The organism is Pseudohalioglobus lutimaris (genome assembly GCF_002866825.1).
Lineage (GTDB): Bacteria > Pseudomonadota > Gammaproteobacteria > Pseudomonadales > Halieaceae > Halioglobus > Halioglobus lutimaris.
On record NZ_PKUS01000048.1, the window covers coordinates 1 to 23450 of the forward strand.

A 23450-nucleotide genomic window follows, 5' to 3' on the forward strand; every position below is an offset into this window, starting at 1 on the left:
CGGATCGATGCTGTAGCTCACCAGCAGGTTCTTGGTCTGCTGGTAATGGTCCAGCATCATCTTGTGGGTTTCACGGCCAATACCCGACTTCTTGTAACCACCGAAGGCCGCGTGTGCAGGATAGGCGTGGTAGCAGTTGGTCCAAACGCGACCCGCCTGGATACCTCGTCCCATGCGGTAGGCGCGATTCATGTCGCGGGTCCAGACGCCGGCACCCAGGCCATAATCAGTATCGTTGGCAATGGCCAGTGCTTCGGCCTCGTCCTTGAACGAAGTCACACCCAGCGTCGGGCCAAAGATCTCCTCCTGGAAAATACGCATGTCGTTCTTGCCCGCCATCAGGGTCGGCTGCACGTAGTAACCGCCGGACAGATCTCCGGACAGGTTGGCACTGTCGCCGCCGATCAGAATCTGTGCACCTTCCTGTCGACCGACCTCCATGTAGCTCATGATCTTGTCAAACTGTTCCTTGGAGGCCTGCGCTCCAACCTGTGTCTCAGGATCCAGCGGGTTGCCTTGCTTAATGGTCTTTGAACGCTCAACCACGATGTCAAGGAAACGGTCATAGATGGATTCCTGGATCAGTGCCCGGGAGGGACAGGTACATACTTCACCCTGGTTGAAGAAGCCCAGCAGCAGACCCTCCGCACATTTGTCCAGGTAGTCATCTTCATGGTCCAGAATATCCTCAAAGTAGATATTCGGTGACTTACCACCCAGCTCAACCGTTGAAGGAATCAGGTTGTTCGCCGCGCACTTGAGAATCTCATTACCCACCGCCGTCGAACCGGTGAAGGCCAGCTTCGCAATGCGTGTACTTTGCGAGAGTGCCGCCCCCGCTTCCGTCCCAAAGCCGTTGACAATATTAACCACGCCAGCGGGCAGAATGTCCTGTATCAACTCCATCACCAGCAGAAGGGTCACCGGGGTCTGCTCGGCAGGCTTCATGACCACGCAGTTACCCGCGGCCAGCGCCGGCGCCAGTTTCCAGGCAGCCATCAGCAGGGGGAAGTTCCAGGGAATGATCTGGCCCACCACGCCGTAGGGCTCGTGGAAGTGATAGCTGGCCGTTGTCGCGTCCAGTTCTGCGGCGCTGCCTTCCTGGGCCCTGATACAGCCCGCAAAATAGCGAAAGTGGTCAACAAACAGGGGCAGGTCAGCATTCAAGGTCTCGCGTACAGCTTTACCATTCTCCCAGGTCTCCGCAACCGCCAGCATTTCAAGATTCTGCTCGACGCGGTCAGCGATCTTCAACAGCAGGTTGGACCGGTCGGCTACCGAGGTGGCGCCCCAACTTGCTCGCGCTGCATGCGCCGCATCAAGGGCCTTCTCAATATCTGCCGCCGATGAACGGGCCACCTCACAGTACACCTGTCCGGTTACCGGGGTCACGTTCTCGAAGTAGCGGCCGTCAGCGGGCGCTACCCATTCGCCGCCGATGAAATTGTCATAGCGCGATTTGAAGGAAACTACAGATCCTTCCTGGCCGGGTTGTGCATAAGTCATTATATTTTCCTCATGTGATGGACAGATTGATTATGGGTTATAGGTAAAGCGAAATCGGGAAGGCGCCGGCTGTCTGAGCTGATGCATCACCTGTGACAATGGACGTGAATACCTCTGGACTCAAAGATCTCGGTACAGCGGTCAAGCTCCACGTCCGGCATGAACTTACCTGTCCCCTCACCGAAGTCCAGACGCTGGACACTACCGAAGCGCGGCAACTTGTCGAGCCAAATCGGGTTGTACGGCAAGATCTGCATGTTCTTTACACCGTTCTCGAGCATAAAGTCAGCAATGGCACTGAGGTTTTCATCTGTGTCGGTGATAAAGGGCACTAACGGGACCCGCGGCAGAACCTCGATCACAGAATCCCGTGCCAGGGCCTGGACCTTCCTGAAGTTTTCATGAATAGAATGGTTGGGCACGCCGCAGTACTGCTTGTGCGCATCGCTGTCCATCAACTTGAGATCAAAGTAGATGGTGTCGGTGTAGGGCAATACCAGGTTTTCAAATACCTTGTAGTGGAACAGGCCCGCTGTCTGAATCAGCGTGTGGACATTATGCTGCTTCAGCCGCGAAAACAGTTCACCAACCGAATCCATTTGCATCAGTGCCTCACCGCCGGAGACAGTGACACCGCCGCCGGAAGCCTCGAAGAAGGCCTCATCCTCAAGTACTTTCTCTACCAACTGATCCATGTCGATGTCATTGCCACAGCGCTCCAGTGCACCTGACGGACAGACATCAACGCACTTGAAGCACTGGGTGCATTTGTCGCGGATGATCTTGTCGGGCGAACTCAGGTCGATCGCCTGCTCGGGGCAGGCGTCGGCACAGTCGTGACAGCTGATGCACTTCTCTGCATCGTAGGAGAGTTCGTAACCGGTGTTGATGCTTTCCGGGTTCTGGCACCAGGTACAGGACAGCGGGCAGCCCTTGAAGAACACCACGCTGCGAATACCTGGCCCGTCGTCCAGGGTGTTTCTCTTGATGTCGAAGTACAGCGATGCCTTCCTTGGCTCGGTTACTGCTATTGCATCGATCAGGCTTGCATCAGGTCTCATACGCTGCTCGGTACATTTTTAACCTTGCCAACCATACGGCAGTTGCGCCAACGGAGGAAATCATATTCGCTCATTTTGAAAGCCCAGCTTCAATTAAAATATTTATTACCTATAAGTTTCAATGTTTTACTACTGTCCACACAATGCATATCAGCTCACTGTACTGCACATTCGATTGTATGCCACCTCGGCTACGGAAAATAACCTAGATAGTCATGTACCTTGAATTGAGCTAATTAGCAGGACGTGGCGTTCAGCGGTTTCAGGAGTAGATCTCCCCCCTGAACTCTATGAGGACGCTCCTACTCGATAATTTTTTTGATGAGCAGGAGTCGCAACTGATGCGCAAACCAGGGAGAAGACTATACTACCGTCCCCTCTTTCATAAAGATCACCGGAGCGCACCTCCAGGACACCTCGGTCAGTAGGTTATATTGCATAATTCAGCTCCCAGTGAATCACTCGTCTATACATTTGCAGGGCATTGTAATGGCCTATTGAAAGTTGACGCCCTCCCTGGTTTTACTGCTAGAAATATCTTGTCCAAAAACAGGAACGTAAACTAGTGCGACTTACCCTGAAGTAACGGGTCGCGATGCTAGATCTCATCGAACAAGACTAAAGTCCACTCGTCAGCTTTTCTCAAAGGACACAGGACGAATGCGTGGCCCTCAGCAATGAACCCACACAAACTTCCCCTAAACATGCTAAAAGCTCTCTAAATCCTCCGCTATCGAACTCAGAGATCCGAAAGAATGTGACAGATTGCTCAGTGGTGTCCGAGTTGAATTCCCCCCTTTTTGTATTCTCTTTTTACAGCATATATCAGCGTCCGATGAAAACATCTTCGCTGTCATCTCAGATGATAATGTTCATACTGTGTGGACCCAGCCACACAAAATGCAAATGCCGTCGATGAAAATTTGATTGGCTGTGAGAGTGTCGACATCATCACAAACACCCTCCAGGAAAACAAGCGAATATATTGTAAGTGATTCTTCTGGTAAATGAATGTTCTGTTCAGCTGGGTGGTTGCGGCCGGGTCGTCACGACAGACAGCAGCTATTACAGCTGGCCCCTATGAACTCTTAGCAGGTGGCCCACGCCCATGTCTCTTGAGATTCGAGTGGTCAATCGCCTGCGAAAGCGGGGCAATTCGGATAGAAATTGATCCTTGAACGTAGCGGTTAATGCTGCGCCGGTGAGCAAAGTCGAACCAGAACTTGCTCCAGAAAAGGATCTAAAGCAGGCCTGTGAGCCTTTGGCCTTCTCTAGGAAGCCACCGCTGGACAGATAGGGAATCTAACTTTGATGCATGAATACCGTCATTCCATCCTGGGGACTTGGGACGTACCTGCCGACATGCCAGTTTGAGAAAGTACCGGAAAATGCTTACCCATAGATGGTGGCAGTGTGCCGACACAGCACTCGGTAGCCTTTACCCTTTCATACTTTGCACTGTGAGTTTGGTAGCGCATTCACTATTTCGACAAATACTGATTGTCCAGTCGCATGGACGGTCCCATTTCTACTGGAAATTTCAGCGGGCGGCCAATTCCCTCGCAGTGGTACGAATTATTTCGATCAGTTCGTTCACTGCAGGCCCAAAGCTCCGATTCTTCAATAAGTGAATCGCGTCATTGGTCTCGATTGGTCGATCTGCTTCTAGCCAACAAAACTCCCCGCTGGAACAGGCCTCCATGGCATAGGACCGGGGTACAAGAGCAAGCACATCCCCGGTCCGGGTCAGATCGACGCAGGCGCTGACCGAGTTAACTCGAAACTGCGGGTGGTCCCCTCTGGCCGATTCCGCAGCCTGCCGTGGCGCCATGCGACGCAGGAAGTGGGGCGACGAGCTCGGCGCTGCCCAGCGGTACTGCAGCAGTTCGCGAACCTTCGGAGTCCTGCCATTCAAAGGGTGGTCCGCGCGATGCACAAATACTACCCGGTCCTGGGCCAGAGGTATGCGCTCCATCTGGTCGATGTGCGCCGAAACCTCATACTTGCTCGCGTCGCACACAATCAGGTCCAGCTGGCGATTGACCAGCTTGTCCAGCATGGCCTGCTGGTCTCCCGCTTCCAGCGAAACCGTGATCTCGGGGTTGGCCTGGGCAAAAATGGTAATGGCGCGGGTCAGCAGCGACTGCATGGGATATGGCCCCGCACCGATGGCAATCCGGCCCAACTGCCTGGCCTGCAACAGCCCCACCTCCCGTTCCATATTGTCGGCCTGGGCCAGGATCTCACCGGCGTAAGGGATCAAACGCTGAGCCAGTTGCGTTGGATGCACACTGCGTGTGGTCCGATCAAACAGCGATCCGCCCAGGCTGTTCTCCAATTGCTTAATGCTCTTGGTGAGGGTGGACTGGGAAATGTTTTGTTCCCTGGCCGCGACGACAAAACTCCCCGAGCGGTACAGGGCCTCGAAATGACGGAGCTGTTTGAGGCTTGAGAGCATGGTGTATCCAACCGAATCCTGTGCGGCGAATGGCACGCAGGAAGTCTGCCCTGCATTTAATTACTTTTTCTCAATAGTAATGCACCTATTTATTCCAATATAGTACAGAAATTGCCCCCGAGGCCACCAATCTTTGAGAGTTTATTCATGACCAGCACCCACCTGGATCTCCGCGACCGGGCTGCGACCTTCACCGCATTGAAAGCAGACACTTTTGATATGTTGGTAATCGGCGGCGGTATAACCGGCGCGGGAATCGCCCGGGAAGCGGCCCTGCGTGGCCTGTCTGTCTGCCTGGTCGAAGCACAGGATTTTGCATCGGGCACCTCAAGCCGCTCCTCCAAAATGGTACACGGCGGCATGCGCTACTTGCTGCAGGGAGACCTGGCGGTGGTCCGCGAGGCCGCTCGGGAGCGCCGCACCCTGCGAAAGATTGCCCCGCACCTAGCCACCACCCTACCGATGATCCTCATGGCCCGTGGAAAAACGGGCGTAGCCAAGTTTCGCACCGGCATGTGGACCTACGAGAAACTGGGCCAGGTCGTCGCTGCGGAGAAGCACGAGGCCTTGGACCTGGCGGAGTTACAAAAACGCGAACCGCTCCTGATCACCGAGGGCTATTCCGGCGCGGTCACCTACCCTGAATACCTAACCGACGACGGCCGTCTGACACTGGCTAATGTCCGCAGCGCTGCGGCAGCCGGCGCGGTGGTCGCCAGTTATGCCGCCGCCACGGAAATCTTGCTAGAAAACGGCAAGGCCATTGGTGCGATAGTCAAAGGACAACTGGTAGGAGAGGAGCGAACGGCCGCCGTAAGGGCACGCACTATAGTCAACGCCTCTGGCCCCTGGGTCGACGCAATCCGCAAACTAGAAGACGAAAACGCTCCGTCCAAGCTACTGCTGACGAAAGGCATCCACGTGGTGTTTAAACGCGAGCGCTTTCCGGTGAATAGCAGCGTCGTAATGAGTACCTCCGACAAGCGTGCCATCTTCACTTGCCCGCGAGGCGACTACGTCTATCTCGGTACCACAGACACTTTCCACCCCGACAGCGAGTACTGGCCCGAAATATCCTCCGAGGATATCGACTACCTAATAGACGTCACCAATACCTACTTCGACGTAGAGCCCCTGACCCATGCGGACATAGTCTCGGTGTGGTCTGGTGTTCGTCCCCTGATAGCCGAGGAAGGTAAGTCGCCCTCAGAAATTTCCCGCAAGGACGATGTGCTTGAAGGTGCCGGCGGCGTTATTTCGATCGCCGGCGGCAAGCTCACCGCCTACCGGGTAATGGCCAATAGGGTAATCGAGTTGTGCGAGAATCGCCTGGGCCGCAAAGTAGGCAAGTGCAGGTCCGCCGATTACATTCTTCCAGGCGGTGACCTGGGGGGCAGCTTTGCCGAGTTTCAAGAGCAACTGGAACAACAAGGTCTGGCGCCAAACGAAGCGGAACGCATGACCCGCCTGTACGGCTCGGAAGCGCTGGATATCTTAGGCGCCGGAGGCGACCTAGAAGCAGAAGTAGAATTTGCTGTGAAGCGCGAGGGAGCCCTAACCCTGGAAGACTACTGGGTACGACGCAGCGCCCGGGCCCGTTTTTCAGATGCCGGCGGCATAGATTGTCTGGTACCCGCCGCTGGCGTCATGGCCAAACTGCTGGACTGGACTGAACAAGAACGCGACCAGCAGGTGGAAGGCTGCGTGGCGATTCGCAACAAGGAAATGGCCGCTGTTCGCAAAACAGCGTAGAGATAAACACCGAGGAGTAACACGCATGTCGATCCTGGACCAACTAACCTCCAACCTGGGCACCGACAAAGTCATCACCGATGAAGCCGTATTACAGGCGCGCCGTCACGACTATTGGTTTTCAAGCTCGCTCAACGACTATCAGGAGCGCCCCACTCCCGCGCCCCTTTGTGTGATCAGGCCCACCAGCCTTGACGACGTTGTCGCCACAGTGAACACCTGTCGCGAAGCGGCTGTTGCGCTTATACCATACGGCCTCGGGAGCGGCGTATGCGGTGGGGTGAGAGCCAGTCCCGAGAGTGTACTGCTGGATATGAGTTCAATGAATCGCATACGCGAGATCGACCCGATCAATATGTTGGCTAGCTTCGATGCCGGCCACAACGGTGGCGAGGCGGAGGCGGCGGTAGCTAAGCAGGGCATGACTATCGGCAACTTTCCCCAATCTGTCGACCTGTCGAGTGTGGGCGGCTGGGTGGCCACCCGGGCCTCGGGGCAGTTCTCTTCCACCTACGGCAACACCGAGGACATTCTTTACAGCGTCGAAGCAGTAATGCCCGACGGCTCTGTTGTAACATTCGGCAAGGCTCCCCGCGCCTCCGCAGGCCCCGACCTCCGGCACTTGATGCTGGGAAGCGAAGGCACCATGGGCGTGATCACCGGGGTCACTTTTTCCCTGCGTCGCCAAGCTGAAAAGCGCGCGCCACAGGCCTTCTACTGCCCAGACATGATCACCGGTCTGGAAGCGCAACGGCAGATCGTGCAACAGGGTTGGGCGGTACCGGTCATGCGCTTGTACGATGAGGTGGAATCGATACGCCAAGCGGGCGACCACCACCGAAAAGGTGTCTGCGTGCTGATGCTGGTGCACGAGGGACCGGCATCACGGGTCGATCTCGAATTGGCCGAGGTTAAGAGAATCGCACTGATGGCCGGCCTGGAGGAAGCCCCCGCAGAAGTAACCACAGACTGGCTTAAGCATCGCAACCATGTGCCATCCTGGGACGAGTTGCTGTCTAAAGGGCTGGTAGTGGATACCATCGAGATCTCCGCGACCTGGACCAATATCGGCGATGTCTACAACGATGCTGTGGCCGCTCTGAAGGATGTACCCCACAACTTGATCGGTTCGGCCCACAGCTCCCACGCCTACCGCAGTGGTATCAACCTCTATTTCACTTTCGTTGGACAACCGGAGGATCCAGCACAGATGAGCCAATCTTATATGGACAGCTGGAAAGCGGTGCTCGATGCTACCGCAGCCAACGGTGGCGGTATTGCCCACCATCACGGCATCGGCCGGGTTCGTAAGGCCTTCCTCGCCATGGATCTAGGCGAAACCGGCGTCGCCGTGCTGCGCACACTAAAATCAGCAGTAGACCCCAAAGGCATCATGAATCCCGGTGTATTGCTACCCGATGAGTGAACATATTCTTGCCCTGGACTTGGGCACTACGAGTATCCGCGCGATGGTGGTGGACGCGGCGGCACAGCCGCGGTCCATGTCCACTCGAACCAATAGCTTGCACTATCCCGGTCCTGGCCTGATCGAGCAGGATCCAGAGGACCTGTGGGGCAAAATCGTGCAGGCCTGGCAAGAAGCACTACACGAGGCACAGTTACAACCCGGGGATATCTGCAGCATCGGTATCACCGCCCAGCGCAGCAGCCTGCTTATCTGGGATAGGCAAACACTGGCTCCGCTCACCCCGATTGTAAGCTGGCAGGATCTTCGCGGAATCAAGCGCGCGGAAGAGCTGCGGGCACGGGGGCAGTATGTTATCCACCAGCAGGCCGCGAGCAAGCTGGAAGCCGCAATCGACAGCATCGCCAACGGTCGCCAACGTATGAACGCCGGCGAGTTGGCCTGGGGCAACGTCGATACTTTCGCCATCGCCCGACTGACCGGCGGCGCGACCCACGCGATGGACCTGAGCCAGTTGAGTGCCAGCGGTTACTTCAACTACGTTGGCGGCCTCAATGAGGGGCTAATCCTGGAGCAGGGGCTTGACCCGTCGACATTTCCCCGCATCACCGATACGTCGCAGGACTACGGTTTGACCACAGCGGAAGCCTTCGGCGCCGAGGTCATGATTGGCGCATCGATAGCCGACCAGCAAAGCGCCATGATCGCCCAGGGCTGCACGTACGTCGGCCAGGGCAAGGTGACCTACGGCACCTCCGGTACGCTTGATGTTAACACGGGCGCAGAGCCGAAATTTTCTGGCGGCTGCTATCCCATGGTGTTACGCAATCAGGGCGAGCGTATCGACTACTTGCTAGAGGGAATGGTGATCACAGCCGGGGCGATGTTCGACTGGATGTCTAGCGGTCTGGGTCTAATGCAGAACGTACACGGCACCGCAGCATTGGCAGCCACCGTCCCCGATAGCGGCGGCGCGTTTGTGCTGCCGGCACTGCAAGGGCTAGGCGCTCCCCACGGCAATCCTGACCAGCGCGCGCTTATCGGCGGCCTATCCAGGGCCACTACCAAGGCTCACGTGATGCGCGCCGCCATGGAAGGCGTGGCCTGTCGCGTGCGGGAGGCCATGGAGCAGATCTGCACCGACGTCCCGGAGTTGGGTCGCCAAGACTCACTGCGCGTAGACGGAGGTGCAAGCCAGAACGACGTACTGATGCAGGTCCAGGCGAATGTATTGGGGATTCCCGTAGAACGCCACGCCGTCACCGAAGCGACCGCGTTGGGGGCCGCGCTCTGTGCGGGTGAAACTGCCGGGCACTGGGACAGTAATTTCGGCGCCGAACTACGACGGGTGGATCGAGTGTTTGAGCCACAGTGGTCGGAGGATCAGCGGGAGGAGTTTTTCACGAACTGGCGTAGGGCAACCGTTTTCGAATCATAAGATTTCAGAATCACGAACCCAGTTGAAACTCAAAATTGTGTTGCTGCGCATGCGCGCGGTTGTTTACCTGACTTGAATCGGGGTTTAACGAACCGGCCGCTACCTCATGGAGCAGTGATTTCCATAAGTGCGTCAGAGTCGCGTCGACAAGTGTGATGCGGGCATTGTGTCGTTTGTCATATTTATTATCAAGTTTGGTTGCGAGTTCCAGGCCCTCCGCACCGCCACCTACGATGGCTATGTGATGTTTGTTTCTCATGAGTTATTCGCGAGAAAGAATATTGGCAAATTGATACGACTATTGCTCACATGAGCCCAAACCTCTCTTGCTAATACTCACTCAATGAGTCCGGCTCCAGCTTAATCGGCCCGCGACAATAGCTTAGTGATGACGCGGCCCAACAACCGTGTAGAGGAATTTAGATTGGGCAGGGGAAGAACCCTTTTATCCCACCAACAATGGGATTGCGCTATTCCCCAGAATTGAAGGGGCGCCATCGCTCTTGATCTTGCGCCAGACGATCTGCGACTACGTAAAAGACCTGGGCATTGACGACCATTCCTATGTGGCTTACAGCGACCTCAATATTCTCCAAACGATCATGGCCACCGCCATGTTGAATACAGGATCGCCAGTGGCATACGCCGTCAGACTTACTGTAAATTGCGGTCGTAGGCACCGAGGGAGCCAGCTGAGGATTCCATTGAATGCTCCTAGACTGAGCAGACTTTGGCGATTTCTCGGGATTGAAGAGCTTATAAAGCTCCGAAACGTTAGAGCGGACACCCCCTGGGTCATTGAAAGGGCTACCAAGAGATATCACTTGACGCACTTTCTCGGGCCGCGACTTGGCCATCTCTCGCGCGTAAATCCCACCCAAGCTTTGACCTACTATACTCACCCGACCGTCATGCCTTTCGAACAACTCATTCAGGACAGCCATGGCGCCATCAAATAGATCTTTCCGCACGCCCAGATTTACTCCTTGTCGCCAGCATGATACGGAGTACCCTAGCCTGCAAATGTAGTCACGCAGTATCTTGGTTGATCGACCGTCCGCAGTAAAGCCTGGAATGACCATAACGGCGTGGCCATCTCCCTGAGGTGCCAGATCGAGCCAAGAAGAGTATAGAGCCAGCGAACCCAACTCCATTGAAGCCCGCAAGGGTTCACTGATATATAGAGAATGCTGAGGCCTGAGGAACTCACTCGATTCCCGTCCCTTATTCTTCATCAACGTTGTTTACTCCATATGAGAATCTACATCCAAGAGCGCCCTTTCGCACGTTAACGCAGGTGCACTCACGCGAGTCTTAATGGCGTGGTAAAGCAGTCGAACGAAGATGACTGCACAGTGCAATGCGGATTGTTCCGGACAGCGGCGAAAGCGAACTAAAACGTTTGCTCCATCGTCAGCCCGAGAATATGTCTACCCATAATCTCACTAACACGGTCGGGATGAGTATTGAGATGTATTGGGATCGCCTGAAAGTCTCTCCACCGGCGTTCGAAAGCCGGCCCCTCTCTCAATCCATTAGCGCCCATGACACGCACCAGTAAACTTAGCGCCTCATCACACAGCTTTAGCGCGCTTACCGCGGCTCCCATCTGTCTGAAGTAGTCACTCTCAGTAGGAGGAATGCTGGAATCTATGCGCCCGTCGGTCTCGGCGCATACACTCCTAACGGAATCCCGCGCAGCCGATATGTTGGCTTGTGCGTGTCCGATATTCATGTGCACGTTTGCTCGCTCCGCGACCCTAACACCCATAAAGGCTATCCGGTCACGGATATTCTCAACCACGTCGTCTAAACACGATTGCACCAATCCAATACCCATATAGCCCAGCCAAATGTTGGAAATTGCCATCCAATCTTCCCGATACCGTGGCGAGATGACCGGGTAACTTGGCCTGCGGAACACCTCCCGATACATTCTTGGAAAGGGAACGGAGGCAGAGTCGACTATCTCTACATCGTTATAATGTAATGTATCAGTGGAACTCGCACGTAAGCTCATAGCACGCCAGCTGTCTTCAATCTCGACGCCTTTATGATGCAAGTCTACCAGCGCAAAGCGTGCCTTATCCTCACCTGGAAGAACGAAAATCACTCCGGCCTTATCCGCATAACGTGCGCCAGACCCAAATTCACTTTTCCCACGCAGGCAAATCGTAGTTCCCGAGCGGGCTGCCTCAACTGAGGTACCAGCGCCAACAGGAAAACACACCAAATTACGCTCTTCCACTAGCTGTCGCAGCAGCGATGGATGCTCATCGCCTAGCAGAGCTGTGATCAGATGCGTTTGCCCTAGATGATTCATCAACACCCACGCAGTGGAAGTACATTTCGAAGCAATAGACTCCAGCGCTTCTCCACAAGACTGAATAGAAGCTTCTACTCCGCCAACCACTTTACACGCGGTGAGCCGCGATACCGGGTCTTGCTTTATCAAAGCGACCAGATCCCGGTCAAGAGTGCGAGATCTATCTGCCTGCGCAGCCTGGCCCGCAATCTTATCTAGTAAAGTGGTCAGATCGATATTTGTATCAGGCTTCATTACTGTTCCTGTGGGTAGATTTCTATGGTCTTGTTAATCAGAACGTACCGAGTTGCCGTTGACTTCTGAACCGATGCCGATTTGTTCAGCGCGGCACTGCTCTGGAAGTACTCAGCCCTAGCACGGCGCGCTCGATGCATGCGCCATAAACTTCTTTCTGAACGGCGGCTTTGAGGCCGCCCAAAGGAGTCGATCGAGTATTCTCCAAGGAGAGACACGTCTTCTCCGTAGCTACTGAAAAATCGTTACTCATGACAACCTCCGTCTAAAGTGGGAATACTATTATGTCCTTACACCAGATTCACTTTCATAAACTCGAAATGATTTATTCAACTTATGAATATGATCGCGCCTCAACCGATATGGCGTACCAAGGAAATCCCCACCAGGCGCTATTGTCGCGACGCCCTTCCAGGAAGACGCGTCCATCACACTACCTACAGCACCAATCGTCCTAGCACAGGTCGCCAGTTCTATGCATGTTGCTGGAGTGCTCAAGTCTAAGTGCGACCGAAAAAGGCATGATTTGACTAATAATGTCATTCCGGTGCACCACCCACGAGACGAGAATAGGTTTCGGCATACAACCGTATGCCGACCTTGATTGAAGTTGAAAGGTCGCTGGTCCAAACGAGGTTGCAGCCCTGGGTGCCTTCCTTTGGGTACGTTCATCTCCGACTGGCAATCGAGAGCAGGATAAATCTTGATGTTCTAGTGATTGTATTACATTGGGGATACCGATTTGGCGCTCCAACTAATGCGAAACAGCGGGGAGGTTCGCTACCCTGTAGCGCGCTATGAGGCTACACGCTGATAAAGATCGGCACTGGCTTGTACATTGATAGACAGTCAACGTTAGCAATAGTACGTCAGTAAATTATTGTGATTGGCACACTGGTTCCGGATGTGTGCCCATCTAAAAGTGAATGTTTTGTAGTCTTTTTTCGCGACTGGCTTTTGGCTTTACCGCTGGTCCCATGCCGGAGTATATTGGTGGAATACAATAAGATGCTAAGCAGATTCTATGTTGTGATTTCCTCTCACTGCATAACTGAAAACCCAGTTGCCAAACCTGGGGCAGCAAGCGCCGATGGAGATAATTGAGTGCATAAGCCCGCGTTCAGCGAAAAAAATAATCCTTATGCTGCGAAACAAGCCAGGTACTACGCACTCGGATTACTAACCATCGTCTACAGCTTTAACTTCATTGATAGACAGTTGTTGGCTATACTGCAAGAGGCCATTAAGGAAGACCTTCTATTGTCTGATGGTCAACTGGGCCTGCTGACGGGATTCGCATTTGCGGTATTCTATGTCACGGCAGGTATTCCAATAGCACGCTGGGCTGATGGCTCGAATCGCCGAAATATCGTCGCATTGGCATTGGCCGTCTGGAGTGGGATGACAGCCCTTAGCGGCTTGGTCCAAAATTATTGGCAATTGCTGCTGGTTCGAATTGGCGTTGGTGTGGGCGAGGCCGGTGGCAGCCCTCCATCACACTCTATGATCTCAGACATATTTCTACCTCACCAACGCGCCAGCGCACTCGGATTCTATTCGATGGGAGTCAACTTTGGCATTCTTTTTGGTTTTCTGTTCGGCGGATGGCTCAACGAATACTTCGGTTGGCGGGTAGCCTTCATGGTCGTGGGACTTCCGGGTGTGCTGCTGGCTGTCATACTGCGCTTTACATTGGCAGAGCCAATTCGAGGGCTGACAGATAATCGTGTGGCTAGTGATAGCAGTACTTCCTTTACCGGTGTCTTGGCGGTGCTTTGGAAAAGTAGAGCATTTCGACATCTCGCTGCTGGGGTTTCTCTCAATGCATTTGTCGCTTATAGCGCTAGCAACTGGAACGCATCGTACATGATCCGAAGTCATGGCATGTCCACTGGGGAACTGGGTACCTGGTTAGCTTTAATAATCGGAGTGGGTGGCGCGATCGGCGTGTTCGGGGGTGGACTTGTGTCGGATCGATTAGCTCGCAAAGACAAGCGCTGGTACGTTTGGGTGCCAGTCATTGCTGGCGTGATCGCAACACCCTTCGTGGTTTTGGTGTACTTAGCTCAGGATCCCTATCAGGCATTACTATGCATGTTAGTGCCTTCAATGATGGCCAACGTGTATCTCGGTAATGCAATTGCGATCACTCATGCTCTCGTCGGTATACGCATGCGCGCTATGGCTTCAGCTATTCTATTCCTCTTTCTCAACATAATTGGCTTGGGCGCAGGTCCCTGGACGGTAGGAATCGTTAGTGATTATCTTGGCACTCAGTACGGGGTAGAGTCTCTGCGATATGCCATGCTGTTCGTTTTAGCGCCAGTTGGAATCTGGTCGATCTGTCATTTCTACTTGGCATCTCTTACGTTAAGGGATGACCTTCTTCGAGCGCCGGACTAGACGGAATGGCAATCGGGACCGCCGGCTACACTGCCATGTTGTGTGTTCTCGCTCTGGAGGATGGTGGGGTTGATCCTGTCGACGGCGATATTCTAGTCACAGGCGCCGCCGGTGGAGTGGGATCGGTCGCGGTATCTATCCTCTCCAATCTCGGCTACCGGGTAGTAGCGTCTACAGGTCGCCCTCAGGAGGCAGAATTTCTGACTAAACTGGGCGCTGCTGAGATAGTGGATAGGCGAGAGTTATCGGAACAGGGGGCCCCGCTGCAACGAGAGCGATAGGCGGGTGTGATCGATAGCGTCGGCAGCCACACTCTCGCCAACGCATTAGCATCAACACACTACGGAGGAACAGTTGCTTCTTGCGGACTGGCGCAGGGCGCTGATCTTCCCACAACAGTTATGCCTTTTATACTAAGGAGTGTCAGGCTTCAGGGGGTAGATTCGGTGCAAGCTCCGCGTAAGCATCCGGTCAGTACCGTCTTGTTGTCCTCGCAGAATCCGCAATCATGAGGCCTCCCAAGTAAGAGGGCACCGTTTGGTGTCCACCCGGAGGCCAAGTGGACACCAGCAATTCCCTCTACCACACTCCCAATACTGGTCCTGAGCCAGAGCCCGAGGCAGAACCGGCCAAGCCCGTCCAGAAACGCCGCCGGTTCAGCATTGAACAGAAACGGCACATTGTGGAGGACGCGCTGGCCAGCGGTGATTCCTTCTCGATCGCAGCCCGCCGGCACAATATCAATACCAACCTGCTGTTCAAGTGGCGGCAGCAATACGAGCAGGGTCAGCTGGAGCCAGTAGCCGAGGCGCCCAACCTAGTGCCGATTACCCTAGCATCCGGGGACGCCGAAGCACTAGCCCCGCATCAAGATCGGTTCCGTAGGAGCGCACGGCTGGAGATTGTCCTGCCCAATGGCCATCGACTCACGGTTATTGGGAATGTGTGCGCCGATGCCCTGCGAACCACCCTGGAGTGTCTGTCGCCGTGATCGGTCCACCACCCGGCACACGTATCTGGCTGGTGGCCGGTACCACGGACATGCGCAAGGGGTTTGATGGCCTCAGCGCACTGGTGCAGTCGGTATTGGCAGATAACCCCTTCTCCGGTCATCTGTTTGTGTTCCGTGGGCGCCGGGGTGACCGGGTCAAGATCCTGTGGTGGGACGGCGACGGATTATGCCTGTTCTACAAGCGCCTTGAGCGGGGCAAATTTATCTGGCCCCGGGCCGATCATGGCAAGGTCTGCCTGACACCGGCGCAGCTGTCGATGCTGTTGGAAGGTATTGACTGGCGCCGCCCTGAACGCACCGCCCCCCTGCTGGCTTCCTGAGACTTCACAGTGAACGGTCAGTTGATATACTGGCCGCATACCACGCGATATCGATCAGCTGCTTGCTAACCAAAAGAACCTGGAAGCACTGGTCGCCACCCAACGCCGTCAGCTCTCCGACAAGGACCATCAGATTGAACACTTGAAGCTGGTCGTCGCCAAGCTTCAGCGCCAGCAGTTCGGTCGCCGGGCCGAGTCATATCCTGTATCACCGGATCAACTGGCTCTTGGCCTACAGGGCAAGGTACCTTCACTGGCCCCGGTGGATGACGCACCCGCGTCAGCACCGAACTCGGCGCGACAACGTCCTACCCGCCAGCCGTTACCCGCCCATCTGCCACGGGATATCTGTGTCCACGGTGTGGACGATGCCGCGGATTGCCCGACCTGCGGTGGCGATCTGCGCCGTATTGGCGAGGACGTATCAGAGGTCTTGGACTTTATCCCGGCACGCTTCCGGGTGACTCGACACGTGAGGCCCAAGCTGGCCTGTACGGACTGCGATGCCGTGATCCAGGCGGCAGCGCCGGAGCGGCCCATCGTCCGGGGGTTGCCCGGTTCGGGATTGCTCGCGCAGGTGCTGGTCTCCAAGTACTGCGATCACCTGCCGTTGTACCGTCAGCGCCGGATCTATGCCCGGGAGGGCGTCGATATAGCTACCTCCACCCTGTCGGACTGGGTGAAGCAATCCAGCCAGTTACTGTCTCCACTGGTCGATGCCTTGCGGCGCCATACCCTGGCGGGCACGACTGTGCATGCGGACGACACCCCGGTACCGGTCCTGGCGCCGGGGAAAGGTAAAACCAAAACCGGCCGCTTGTGGACCTATGTGCGTGATGAACGCCCGGCGGGTTCAAAGACACCACCATCGGTCTGGTTCGCGTATTCGCCGGATCGCCAGGGTATCCGCCCCCAGAAGCACCTGGCCAGGTTCCGAGGTACGATCCATGCCGATGGCTATGCCGGCTTCAACCGCCTGTTCGATCACCACCGGCAGGAAGCGGGTTGCTGGGCCCATGTGCGACGCAAGTTCTACGATATCCAGCAGGCGCAGGACAGCCCTCTGGCCTGTCAGGCTCTAAACTATATCCAGGCGCTCTATCAGGTCGAAGACCTGATTCGGGGCAAGCCGCCGGATGAGCGACGGCACGTTCGCCAGGCCCGGGCGGGCCCCATACTGGATGAACTGCAGCACTGGCTGCAGGCCACACTCACCCAGGTATCCAGGAAATCGGAGTTGGCAAAAGCCATCCGCTATGCCCTGGGTCGGTGGCAGGCATTGATCCGGTACCGCGATGACGGTGAACTGGAGATCGACAATAACGCGGCGGAGCGTGCGCTGCGGGGTGTAGCCCTGGGCCGCAAAAACTACCTGTTCGCCGGTTCGGACCGGGGCGGCGAGTGGGCGGCGGCGCTGTACAGCCTGATCGGTACTGCACAGCTGAACGGGATCGATCCGCAGGCCTACCTGACCCATGTGCTGGATTGTATTGCAAGTCATCCCATCAATCGGGTTGATGAATTACTGCCATGGCATGTGGGCCCGGTCCTGACATCGAACAACACAGAGCCGGCACCGGCTCGACGGAGCGCAGCCTGATGGCCCTGACGAATATAGAGGACCTGATCGAGTGCGATGGGCAGATTACCCTTGGTTATCTGGCGCCAGCGGGCTGTGTGGCCATAGCGAACAATGAAGCGCAAACCCTGGCCATGCTGCGGCGGCGGCCCGGCGAGCCGTTAATGGTCTTGCTTAAAAGGTTAGATCACGCCATCGAGCGGGCTGTCGAGTACGAAGAATATATCGACGAGATAAACCAGAGCTAAGTTCTCGACTCATTGCAACCCGGTACTGACCGGATGCTTACAGCTCCGCTTCATGTCAGAGAAAAAGCTTGGTCTCGTCTGGCGATCGATCTTGATCTAGATAAACTTGAAGAACTGAGCTTTGATATCGCATTCAGCGACCTCAAAACAGCCGCCGAGGACATATTGGCAGGCAAGACCCGTGGGCGGGCGATTGTCAACCTAAGTCGATAATCGCCCAGGAATACTGATTGTGAACGCACAGTAATTCCTCTCCATCGCATGTGAGTTTCGGGACCGACAGGTCCGACCGGTCATCGAAGAATGGTGAGGTCAGGATCAACCGGTTACCTTGCCGCATGAGGCGGCTGATACTACGCCTTGAAACATTTGGCTCCAAAGGAGGCTATGGTCTCGACTTTTTGACAAATCTTAGGTTTTTCGAGGAGATGAGCAAGGCGGACAGGCTATTCACCTTTTCGCTAAGAAATACACAGAACATAGCGGCCAAGCTATCTTTTCTGGATGACGGTTTTCAAGATTATGTCTACGGACTAAGAAACACTCACGGCTTTGGTCGGCAATTGTTGGCAGCGAAGATTACGGGCTATATTGATGGGACTGCTGAGATGATGAATGAGCGAGTTAAAGCCAGCATGGCCCACCAATCAAGTCTTTGCGAAGTGTCCTCGCCATCGGGGAAAGTCCAATAATGAGGCGTGTTCGAACGTTACAGGGCTCACATCACCAATGTGACTGCAGCGCCGTGAGCGATTGTAGAACACTTTGATGTAATCAATCACATCCAACCTGGCTTCCTCCCGTGAAGGATAGATTTTTCGTCGGATGCGCTCCTTCTTTAGACTGCTGAAGAACGATTCGGCAAGCACATTATCAAAGCAGTTCCCCCGCCGACTCATGCTTGTGTCCAGGTCGTGGTCACGGCAGAAGCGCAGCCAGTCATCACTTTCATATTGCGATTCTTGATCTGAATGAACCACTACAGATTCGGTCGACCGCCGATGCCATACCGTCATGATCAAGGCATCCAGCACCAAATCCCGGTGCTGGCTCGGCTTCATGGACCGACCCACGACCATTCGCGAGTACAGGTCCAGCACTACCCCACATTAGATCGCGGCAATGTGCTCCAATAAGGTTCCTACCACCAACTCGGATGTCAGGATTGGATCCCCTCTCCTGCTAGTAACTCAATGAATTCCACTGATCGCGGCGTATTTCTAGTGCAAGTTCAGTGGCTGTGTTACCAAATTTTCGATACAAGAAAGAGAGAGTGCGTACGGAACGGGAGGGTTAAGCCCACTCTAAGTCAAATGACTCAAAGTGGGCTACGAGACATAGAATACGCCTTCGATCAGAAGACTTTCCGGACTGTCAATCCGTATAATCTAGGCTCCTGAACAAACTGACCGCGAGCTCTGTCACCGGAAAATCCTCGCAGGGGAATGCTGAATGTCGAGAACTTGGTACGTTCGTCGAATATATTCGTACCCCAAAGCTCAATGGAAACATTTGAGTCCCGATGAAGCAATCCGAGCCGAAGATCAACTTTGGTGTTTGAGTCTTCAACGTCGCCTCGGAGGGCAACGGCGGCATCGACCGCAGCACGAACTTCAGCTTCCGTCGTTAACCCCGCTACATTCGGCCTTTCAGTCGGCATAGTCCCGGTTCTACGCTCGGACTCATACCTCGCTGACGCATTTGCAAAAAAGTCCCAACCTCCGTTGAATACCGTCGACTGGTAGTTAGCGCCCAGGATCGCGGCCCATTCTGGTGCATTGGTGAGTTCAACGCCACAAAGTGGCAAGATCGCAGATTGGAAATCGCTTGAGTTCGGATCAAAGGTGCTGCAGTCATCCGGGTACTCTGCTTCTACATAGGTCACACCAAGGTTCATGCCAAACGATTCGGTAAACTGAGCCTGGGATTCAAGCTCTACACCCCAGCTCTCGGCCTTAGGCACGTTGTATGTCACACGCCGTATACCATCGAACTCTAGTACTTGAAAGTCTTCCAAATCCTGATAGAACACGGCCACATTTGCCAATGCACGGCCTTCCCAGAAAATCGATTTCAGTCCAATTTCATAGGCATCTATGATTTCAGAGTCGAAGCGTGGATCGGTGCCACCAGATGCCGAAGAAACGTCAAGGTTAAATCCACCGGATTTAAATCCGTGAGTGAAACCAGCATAAACGTTAGTATCTTCATTGATGATATAGCTACCCTTAATGGTGTATACCAGTTCATCGTCCTCAAACTTCCTGTCAAATGGTCGAGGTATCAAATCAACCCACGCTGCTGTCGCAGGATTGTCCACATATGGAACATAGAAACTGTCGGGATCGTCTGGGTCATAAAACGGAGCTGTAAAGATCCAACAGTTCGTTGCCACCGCCGCCTGGAGACGCCCCGGATTGTCTGCATATGCTGGGACGGTTACCTGGTAATTTTCAAACGAACCATGACAGGCATTGTGCTGACCCGTTGTTTGTTCGGACATACTTCCGTCTTTGGATTCATCCACATAGCGTAGACCGATCGTGAGATCAAACTTGTCAGTTACAGAGAAAACGTTGTGAGTAAATATTGACCATGATTCCGTACTCTGCTGCGCATTAGGAGCATTGAAATCTCCGGCAGCATCTCGACCGCCAGAGACGTAATTGAGCTCATTAAACTCAGGTTGACCAAAGGCACCAACACTCCATGCCGTCTGCATCTGTTCTAAGAAGGTCAGAGTGTACCTCTGATCAACGTCTTCTTCCGCGTAATAGGCTCCTACCATCCAATCGAGCCTATCATTGAATGCCAATCCTCGAAGCCTGATCTCGTGACTAAAATTGTCTGTATCGGTGCCGTTCCAAGAACGGTAGGGTCGCTCAGGGTTCAGTGCTTTAGCCTGCGGGGTCGCTCCGGTTGTATACGCATCGGTCTGCACATAATCCTGTCGATCAGAGAGAGCTGAACCGTCCGAGTACCCAAACAGATAGGTTAAATCACCGATGCCAGTTTCAACGTTATACTCCAATGAGAAGCGAGTGCCGCGTGCCGGATTTTCGAAGTCGTCATCCACGGCCTTGCCGTCTTCCAATGCATCGCGACCTACAAGGCTGGGAGGAACACCCGCTCCCTCCCCGAGCCCGAGGGCAGGGTCGACATACGGGACCACCTCATTGACGATGTAGTCGGAGTCATTGTGCCATACAGCAAGGCAACATTCGTCCTGGGATTCGGCATAAGATGCCTTGATGCGCAAATCTCCAGCGTCACCCATGTCCCATAGTAGATCTAGATCGATAGCCTCGCGATCTCTACCGTAGCTGTCTCCACCAAAAGCCCCGTCCACAAATCCGTCACGTTCTCTGTAGCTGGCGGCTATCTTCATACCGAGCGTGCCTTCAATAATCGGTACATTTATACCTGCCTGCCCTGCGAAAAGATCGTAATTGCCGCCTGTCAAACTACCGAAATAGCCAAACTCATTGAGATCAGGTCGCTTCGTATGGATAACCAGTGCGCCCGCGGACGTATTGCGCCCAAACAGCGTCCCTTGAGGGCCTCGTAGAATCTCTATGCGCTCAACATCCAACAAGTCGTTCAACGCACCGCCCGGACGCGGAACAAAAATACCATCGATGAACACACCCACGGAGCTTTCGAAGCCAATGTTATTACCACTCGTTCCGACACCGCGTACCCGTAGTGTAACTCCGCCCGTATTGCTGTCTGTGGTATTTAAGTGGAAACTCGGAGCTACCCGTTCGAGGCTGGTGATATCGACAATCCCGGCCCGATCGAGGGTTTCGCTCGAAAGTGCGGTAATGGCAAGAGGTACGTCTTGAATGCTCTGCGCTCGCTTGGTAGCTGTTACGACGACCTCCTCCAATTGCACTGCTTCCGATTGAGCATGCACCGCAGCAGAATAGTTAGCAGCAAAGGCAACCGTTAGGCCGAAAGCAATCCTATTTAACTTTGACGGAATTTGACCAGAAAGGTAATTATGCGACATAGCGTAGTTCCTATATATAAGTGTTATTGGGCAACATACGCACTAAAGTGTAGCTACAAAGAATCTATGCTGAAATGTCCTTGTCGATCAATAATCAACATTTATGGTCACTCAGCGAGAGCAGACGTCAACTAGGCGTAGAGCTGTCTAGTAGCTTATCTTTACTGAGCCTCTCCCGATATCAGCTCCAGCTAAAAGTAGAAAATTCCAGCTGTTTTCACCCGGGATCACACTCCCCGAGCTCGTGTTTTTCAGCATAAACTACTGGAGAGATCCAGCCCAGAGATGAGTGAGGGCGAAGCTGATTATAGAACAATCGCCATTTCTCTACCTTGGTCTTTGCGTCATCGAGTGACAGAAACAAATTTGCATTCAGACACTCCTGCCGAAGACTTCCATTGAAAGATTCCACGGTCGCATTGTCCGTGGACTTTCCTGGCCGCGAGGAATCAATGGAGACCTGCTTTTCATAGGCCAAACGATCCAGTACCTTGCCAGCAAAGTCACTGCCGTTGTCCATTTTCAGAACCTCTGGCTGTGAACGTTCGATACATATTTGCTCTAGGGTTCTCGCCACATCTTCGCCAGTTAACCGTTGACCAACTGCGATGGCCAGACATTCCCGCGGATACAGGTCAATGACCGTTAGCATGCGCAGCCGTCTGCCATCGAACAGCGCGTCGGATACGAAATCCATACCCCGGATCTGGTTTGGATAGCCCGCCACCTGCCACGGCTGGCGCAGCATCGCCGATTTGTTCCGCCGCGGCCGCCGATGCCTAATCGCCAGTCCTCTCGGCGCAACGTGATGAGTACACGTGGAAATCCATAGTGAACGTACGTCTCCGTGATCTCCCGCATGCGCATCCTGATAGCGCTGGAATCTCGGGCAATCGACTTGTAGCGGTAGACTGACCTCGACAGTTTCAAAGCCTGGCAGGCCTGTCGCTGGCTGGCGCCGTAACGAAGTTGCAGTTCATCCACCAGTTCTCGCTTCCGGGAGGGCTTCAGAGCTTTTTTTGACAGGACTTCCTGAAGCATCGCCTTGTCCAGGCTAAGGTCCGCCACCATACGCTTCAGACGGGCGTTCTCGGCCTCTAGCATCTTCAGGCGCTTCAACTCCGATGGGCCTAATCCACCATACTTCTTGCGCCAGTTGTACAGCCTGGCGTCTGATACGCCCATCTTTCGACACACCTCCGCTACCGGCGTACACAGTTCAACCTGCTTCAGCGCAAAAGCGCTATCTGCTCTTCCGTGTATCGCGATTTCTTCATCGCATGACTCCTTCCTCAAGGGGTTCATCATGCCAGAAATTCTACTTTTAAATGGATCGGAATCCTGGGAGAGGGTCAACTCTCAGTTAGCTCTCGAACTGGTCCAACTGGGGTAAAATGAACTATTAAATCAGGTAGTATTCCAGGAAGGCCAACCACAAAAAAGACGGTCCGCCAGTCAAAAATCACGTTTAGCCAGCTACCGAGGAGATCGCCAAGTAGAGTCCCAAAATTGACCCCCATCGCGTAGAAACCGAGTGTCGTAGCTCGATTCTCAAGCGGAAAATGTCGGAAATCATAAAACGCGAAGGGAGACTACTGCCAGCCTCCCCCACACCAACGCCTATTCGAGCCAATGGCAATTACATATAATTTTGTATAAGGCCGCTCAGTGCGAT

At 54.3% G+C, this 23450-nt stretch carries 16 protein-coding genes and 2 pseudogenes; 9 read left to right on the forward strand and 9 right to left on the reverse strand.

Annotation, left to right across the window (positions count from 1 at the left end; translation table 11 throughout):
* The 3 genes from exaC to C0039_RS19945 all read right to left on the reverse strand — a co-directional run.
* Positions 1-1506: acetaldehyde dehydrogenase ExaC (exaC, locus tag C0039_RS19935; RefSeq protein WP_101519101.1), on the reverse strand; the 1506-nt coding region annotated here is incomplete at its 3' end.
* Positions 1507-1592: 86 nt separating this feature from the next.
* Positions 1593-2567, reverse strand: a complete 975-nt coding sequence (locus tag C0039_RS19940; protein ID WP_101519102.1) for a glycyl-radical enzyme activating protein — start codon at positions 2565-2567, stop codon at positions 1593-1595.
* Positions 2568-4107: 1540 nt separating this feature from the next.
* Positions 4108-5025 (reverse strand): LysR family transcriptional regulator, encoded by a 918-nt coding sequence (locus tag C0039_RS19945; protein WP_101519103.1) that lies wholly within the window; start codon positions 5023-5025, stop codon positions 4108-4110.
* A gap of 147 nt (positions 5026-5172) precedes the next feature.
* On the opposite strand from C0039_RS19945, the gene C0039_RS19950 reads away from it, so the two are divergent.
* From C0039_RS19950 to C0039_RS19960, 3 genes are read left to right on the forward strand one after another with little or no spacing between them, the layout of a single operon-like run.
* A complete protein-coding gene (locus tag C0039_RS19950) occupies positions 5173-6777 on the forward strand; it encodes a glycerol-3-phosphate dehydrogenase/oxidase (protein ID WP_101519104.1) in 1605 nt (534 codons plus the stop codon).
* 25 nt (positions 6778-6802) lie between these two features.
* A complete protein-coding gene (locus C0039_RS19955; RefSeq protein WP_101519105.1) occupies positions 6803-8203 on the forward strand; it encodes an FAD-binding oxidoreductase in 1401 nt (466 codons plus the stop codon).
* Positions 8196-9641, forward strand: coding sequence for an FGGY family carbohydrate kinase (locus C0039_RS19960; protein ID WP_101519106.1), 1446 nt, complete (start codon positions 8196-8198; stop codon positions 9639-9641). Before C0039_RS19955 ends, C0039_RS19960 begins: the two co-directional genes overlap by 8 nt.
* A gap of 10 nt (positions 9642-9651) precedes the next feature.
* Here C0039_RS19960 and C0039_RS19965 read toward each other — a convergent pair whose 3' ends face one another.
* Positions 9652-9900, reverse strand: coding sequence for an FAD-dependent oxidoreductase (locus C0039_RS19965; protein ID WP_101519107.1), 249 nt, complete (start codon positions 9898-9900; stop codon positions 9652-9654).
* A gap of 1134 nt (positions 9901-11034) precedes the next feature.
* Positions 11035-12201: an acyl-CoA dehydrogenase family protein gene (locus C0039_RS19975; RefSeq protein WP_101519109.1), complete on the reverse strand. Its 1167-nt coding sequence runs from the start codon at positions 12199-12201 to the stop codon at positions 11035-11037.
* A gap of 1104 nt (positions 12202-13305) precedes the next feature.
* On the opposite strand from C0039_RS19975, the gene C0039_RS19980 reads away from it, so the two are divergent.
* The 6 genes from C0039_RS19980 (at position 13306) to C0039_RS20005 (ending at position 17763) form a co-directional block, all read left to right on the forward strand.
* Positions 13306-14604, forward strand: a complete 1299-nt coding sequence (locus C0039_RS19980) for a spinster family MFS transporter (protein ID WP_101519110.1) — start codon at positions 13306-13308, stop codon at positions 14602-14604.
* A 5-nt stretch (positions 14605-14609) separates the two neighbouring features.
* The gene (locus C0039_RS21470) at positions 14610-14885 is read left to right on the forward strand and encodes an MDR/zinc-dependent alcohol dehydrogenase-like family protein (protein WP_207796497.1); all 276 of its coding nucleotides are present in this window, start codon (positions 14610-14612) and stop codon (positions 14883-14885) included.
* 278 nt (positions 14886-15163) lie between these two features.
* Positions 15164-15595, forward strand: a complete 432-nt coding sequence (gene tnpA, locus C0039_RS19990) for an IS66-like element accessory protein TnpA (protein ID WP_101519111.1) — start codon at positions 15164-15166, stop codon at positions 15593-15595.
* Complete coding sequence (tnpB, locus tag C0039_RS19995; RefSeq protein WP_101519112.1) at positions 15592-15936, forward strand: IS66 family insertion sequence element accessory protein TnpB; 345 nt, start codon at positions 15592-15594, stop codon at positions 15934-15936. The genes tnpA and tnpB overlap by 4 nt, the downstream gene beginning before the upstream one ends.
* Positions 15937-15973: 37 nt before the next feature.
* The gene (tnpC, locus tag C0039_RS20000; protein ID WP_101519113.1) at positions 15974-17536 is read left to right on the forward strand and encodes an IS66 family transposase; all 1563 of its coding nucleotides are present in this window, start codon (positions 15974-15976) and stop codon (positions 17534-17536) included.
* Positions 17536-17763 (forward strand): hypothetical protein, encoded by a 228-nt coding sequence (locus C0039_RS20005; protein WP_101519114.1) that lies wholly within the window; start codon positions 17536-17538, stop codon positions 17761-17763. The genes tnpC and C0039_RS20005 overlap by 1 nt, the downstream gene beginning before the upstream one ends.
* A gap of 647 nt (positions 17764-18410) precedes the next feature.
* On the opposite strand, the pseudogene C0039_RS20020 reads toward C0039_RS20005, so the two are convergent.
* The 4 genes and pseudogenes from C0039_RS20020 to C0039_RS21380 all read right to left on the reverse strand — a co-directional run.
* Positions 18411-18866, reverse strand: a pseudogene (locus C0039_RS20020) (DDE-type integrase/transposase/recombinase); the annotation flags it as partial.
* Between the two features lie 251 nt (positions 18867-19117).
* A complete protein-coding gene (locus tag C0039_RS20025; RefSeq protein ID WP_101519118.1) occupies positions 19118-21775 on the reverse strand; it encodes a TonB-dependent receptor in 2658 nt (885 codons plus the stop codon).
* 217 nt (positions 21776-21992) lie between these two features.
* A pseudogene (locus tag C0039_RS20030) lies at positions 21993-23052 on the reverse strand (IS3 family transposase).
* Positions 23053-23127: 75 nt separating this feature from the next.
* Positions 23128-23295: a hypothetical protein gene (locus C0039_RS21380; RefSeq protein ID WP_243391675.1), complete on the reverse strand. Its 168-nt coding sequence runs from the start codon at positions 23293-23295 to the stop codon at positions 23128-23130.
* Positions 23296-23450: the final 155 nt, after the last annotated feature.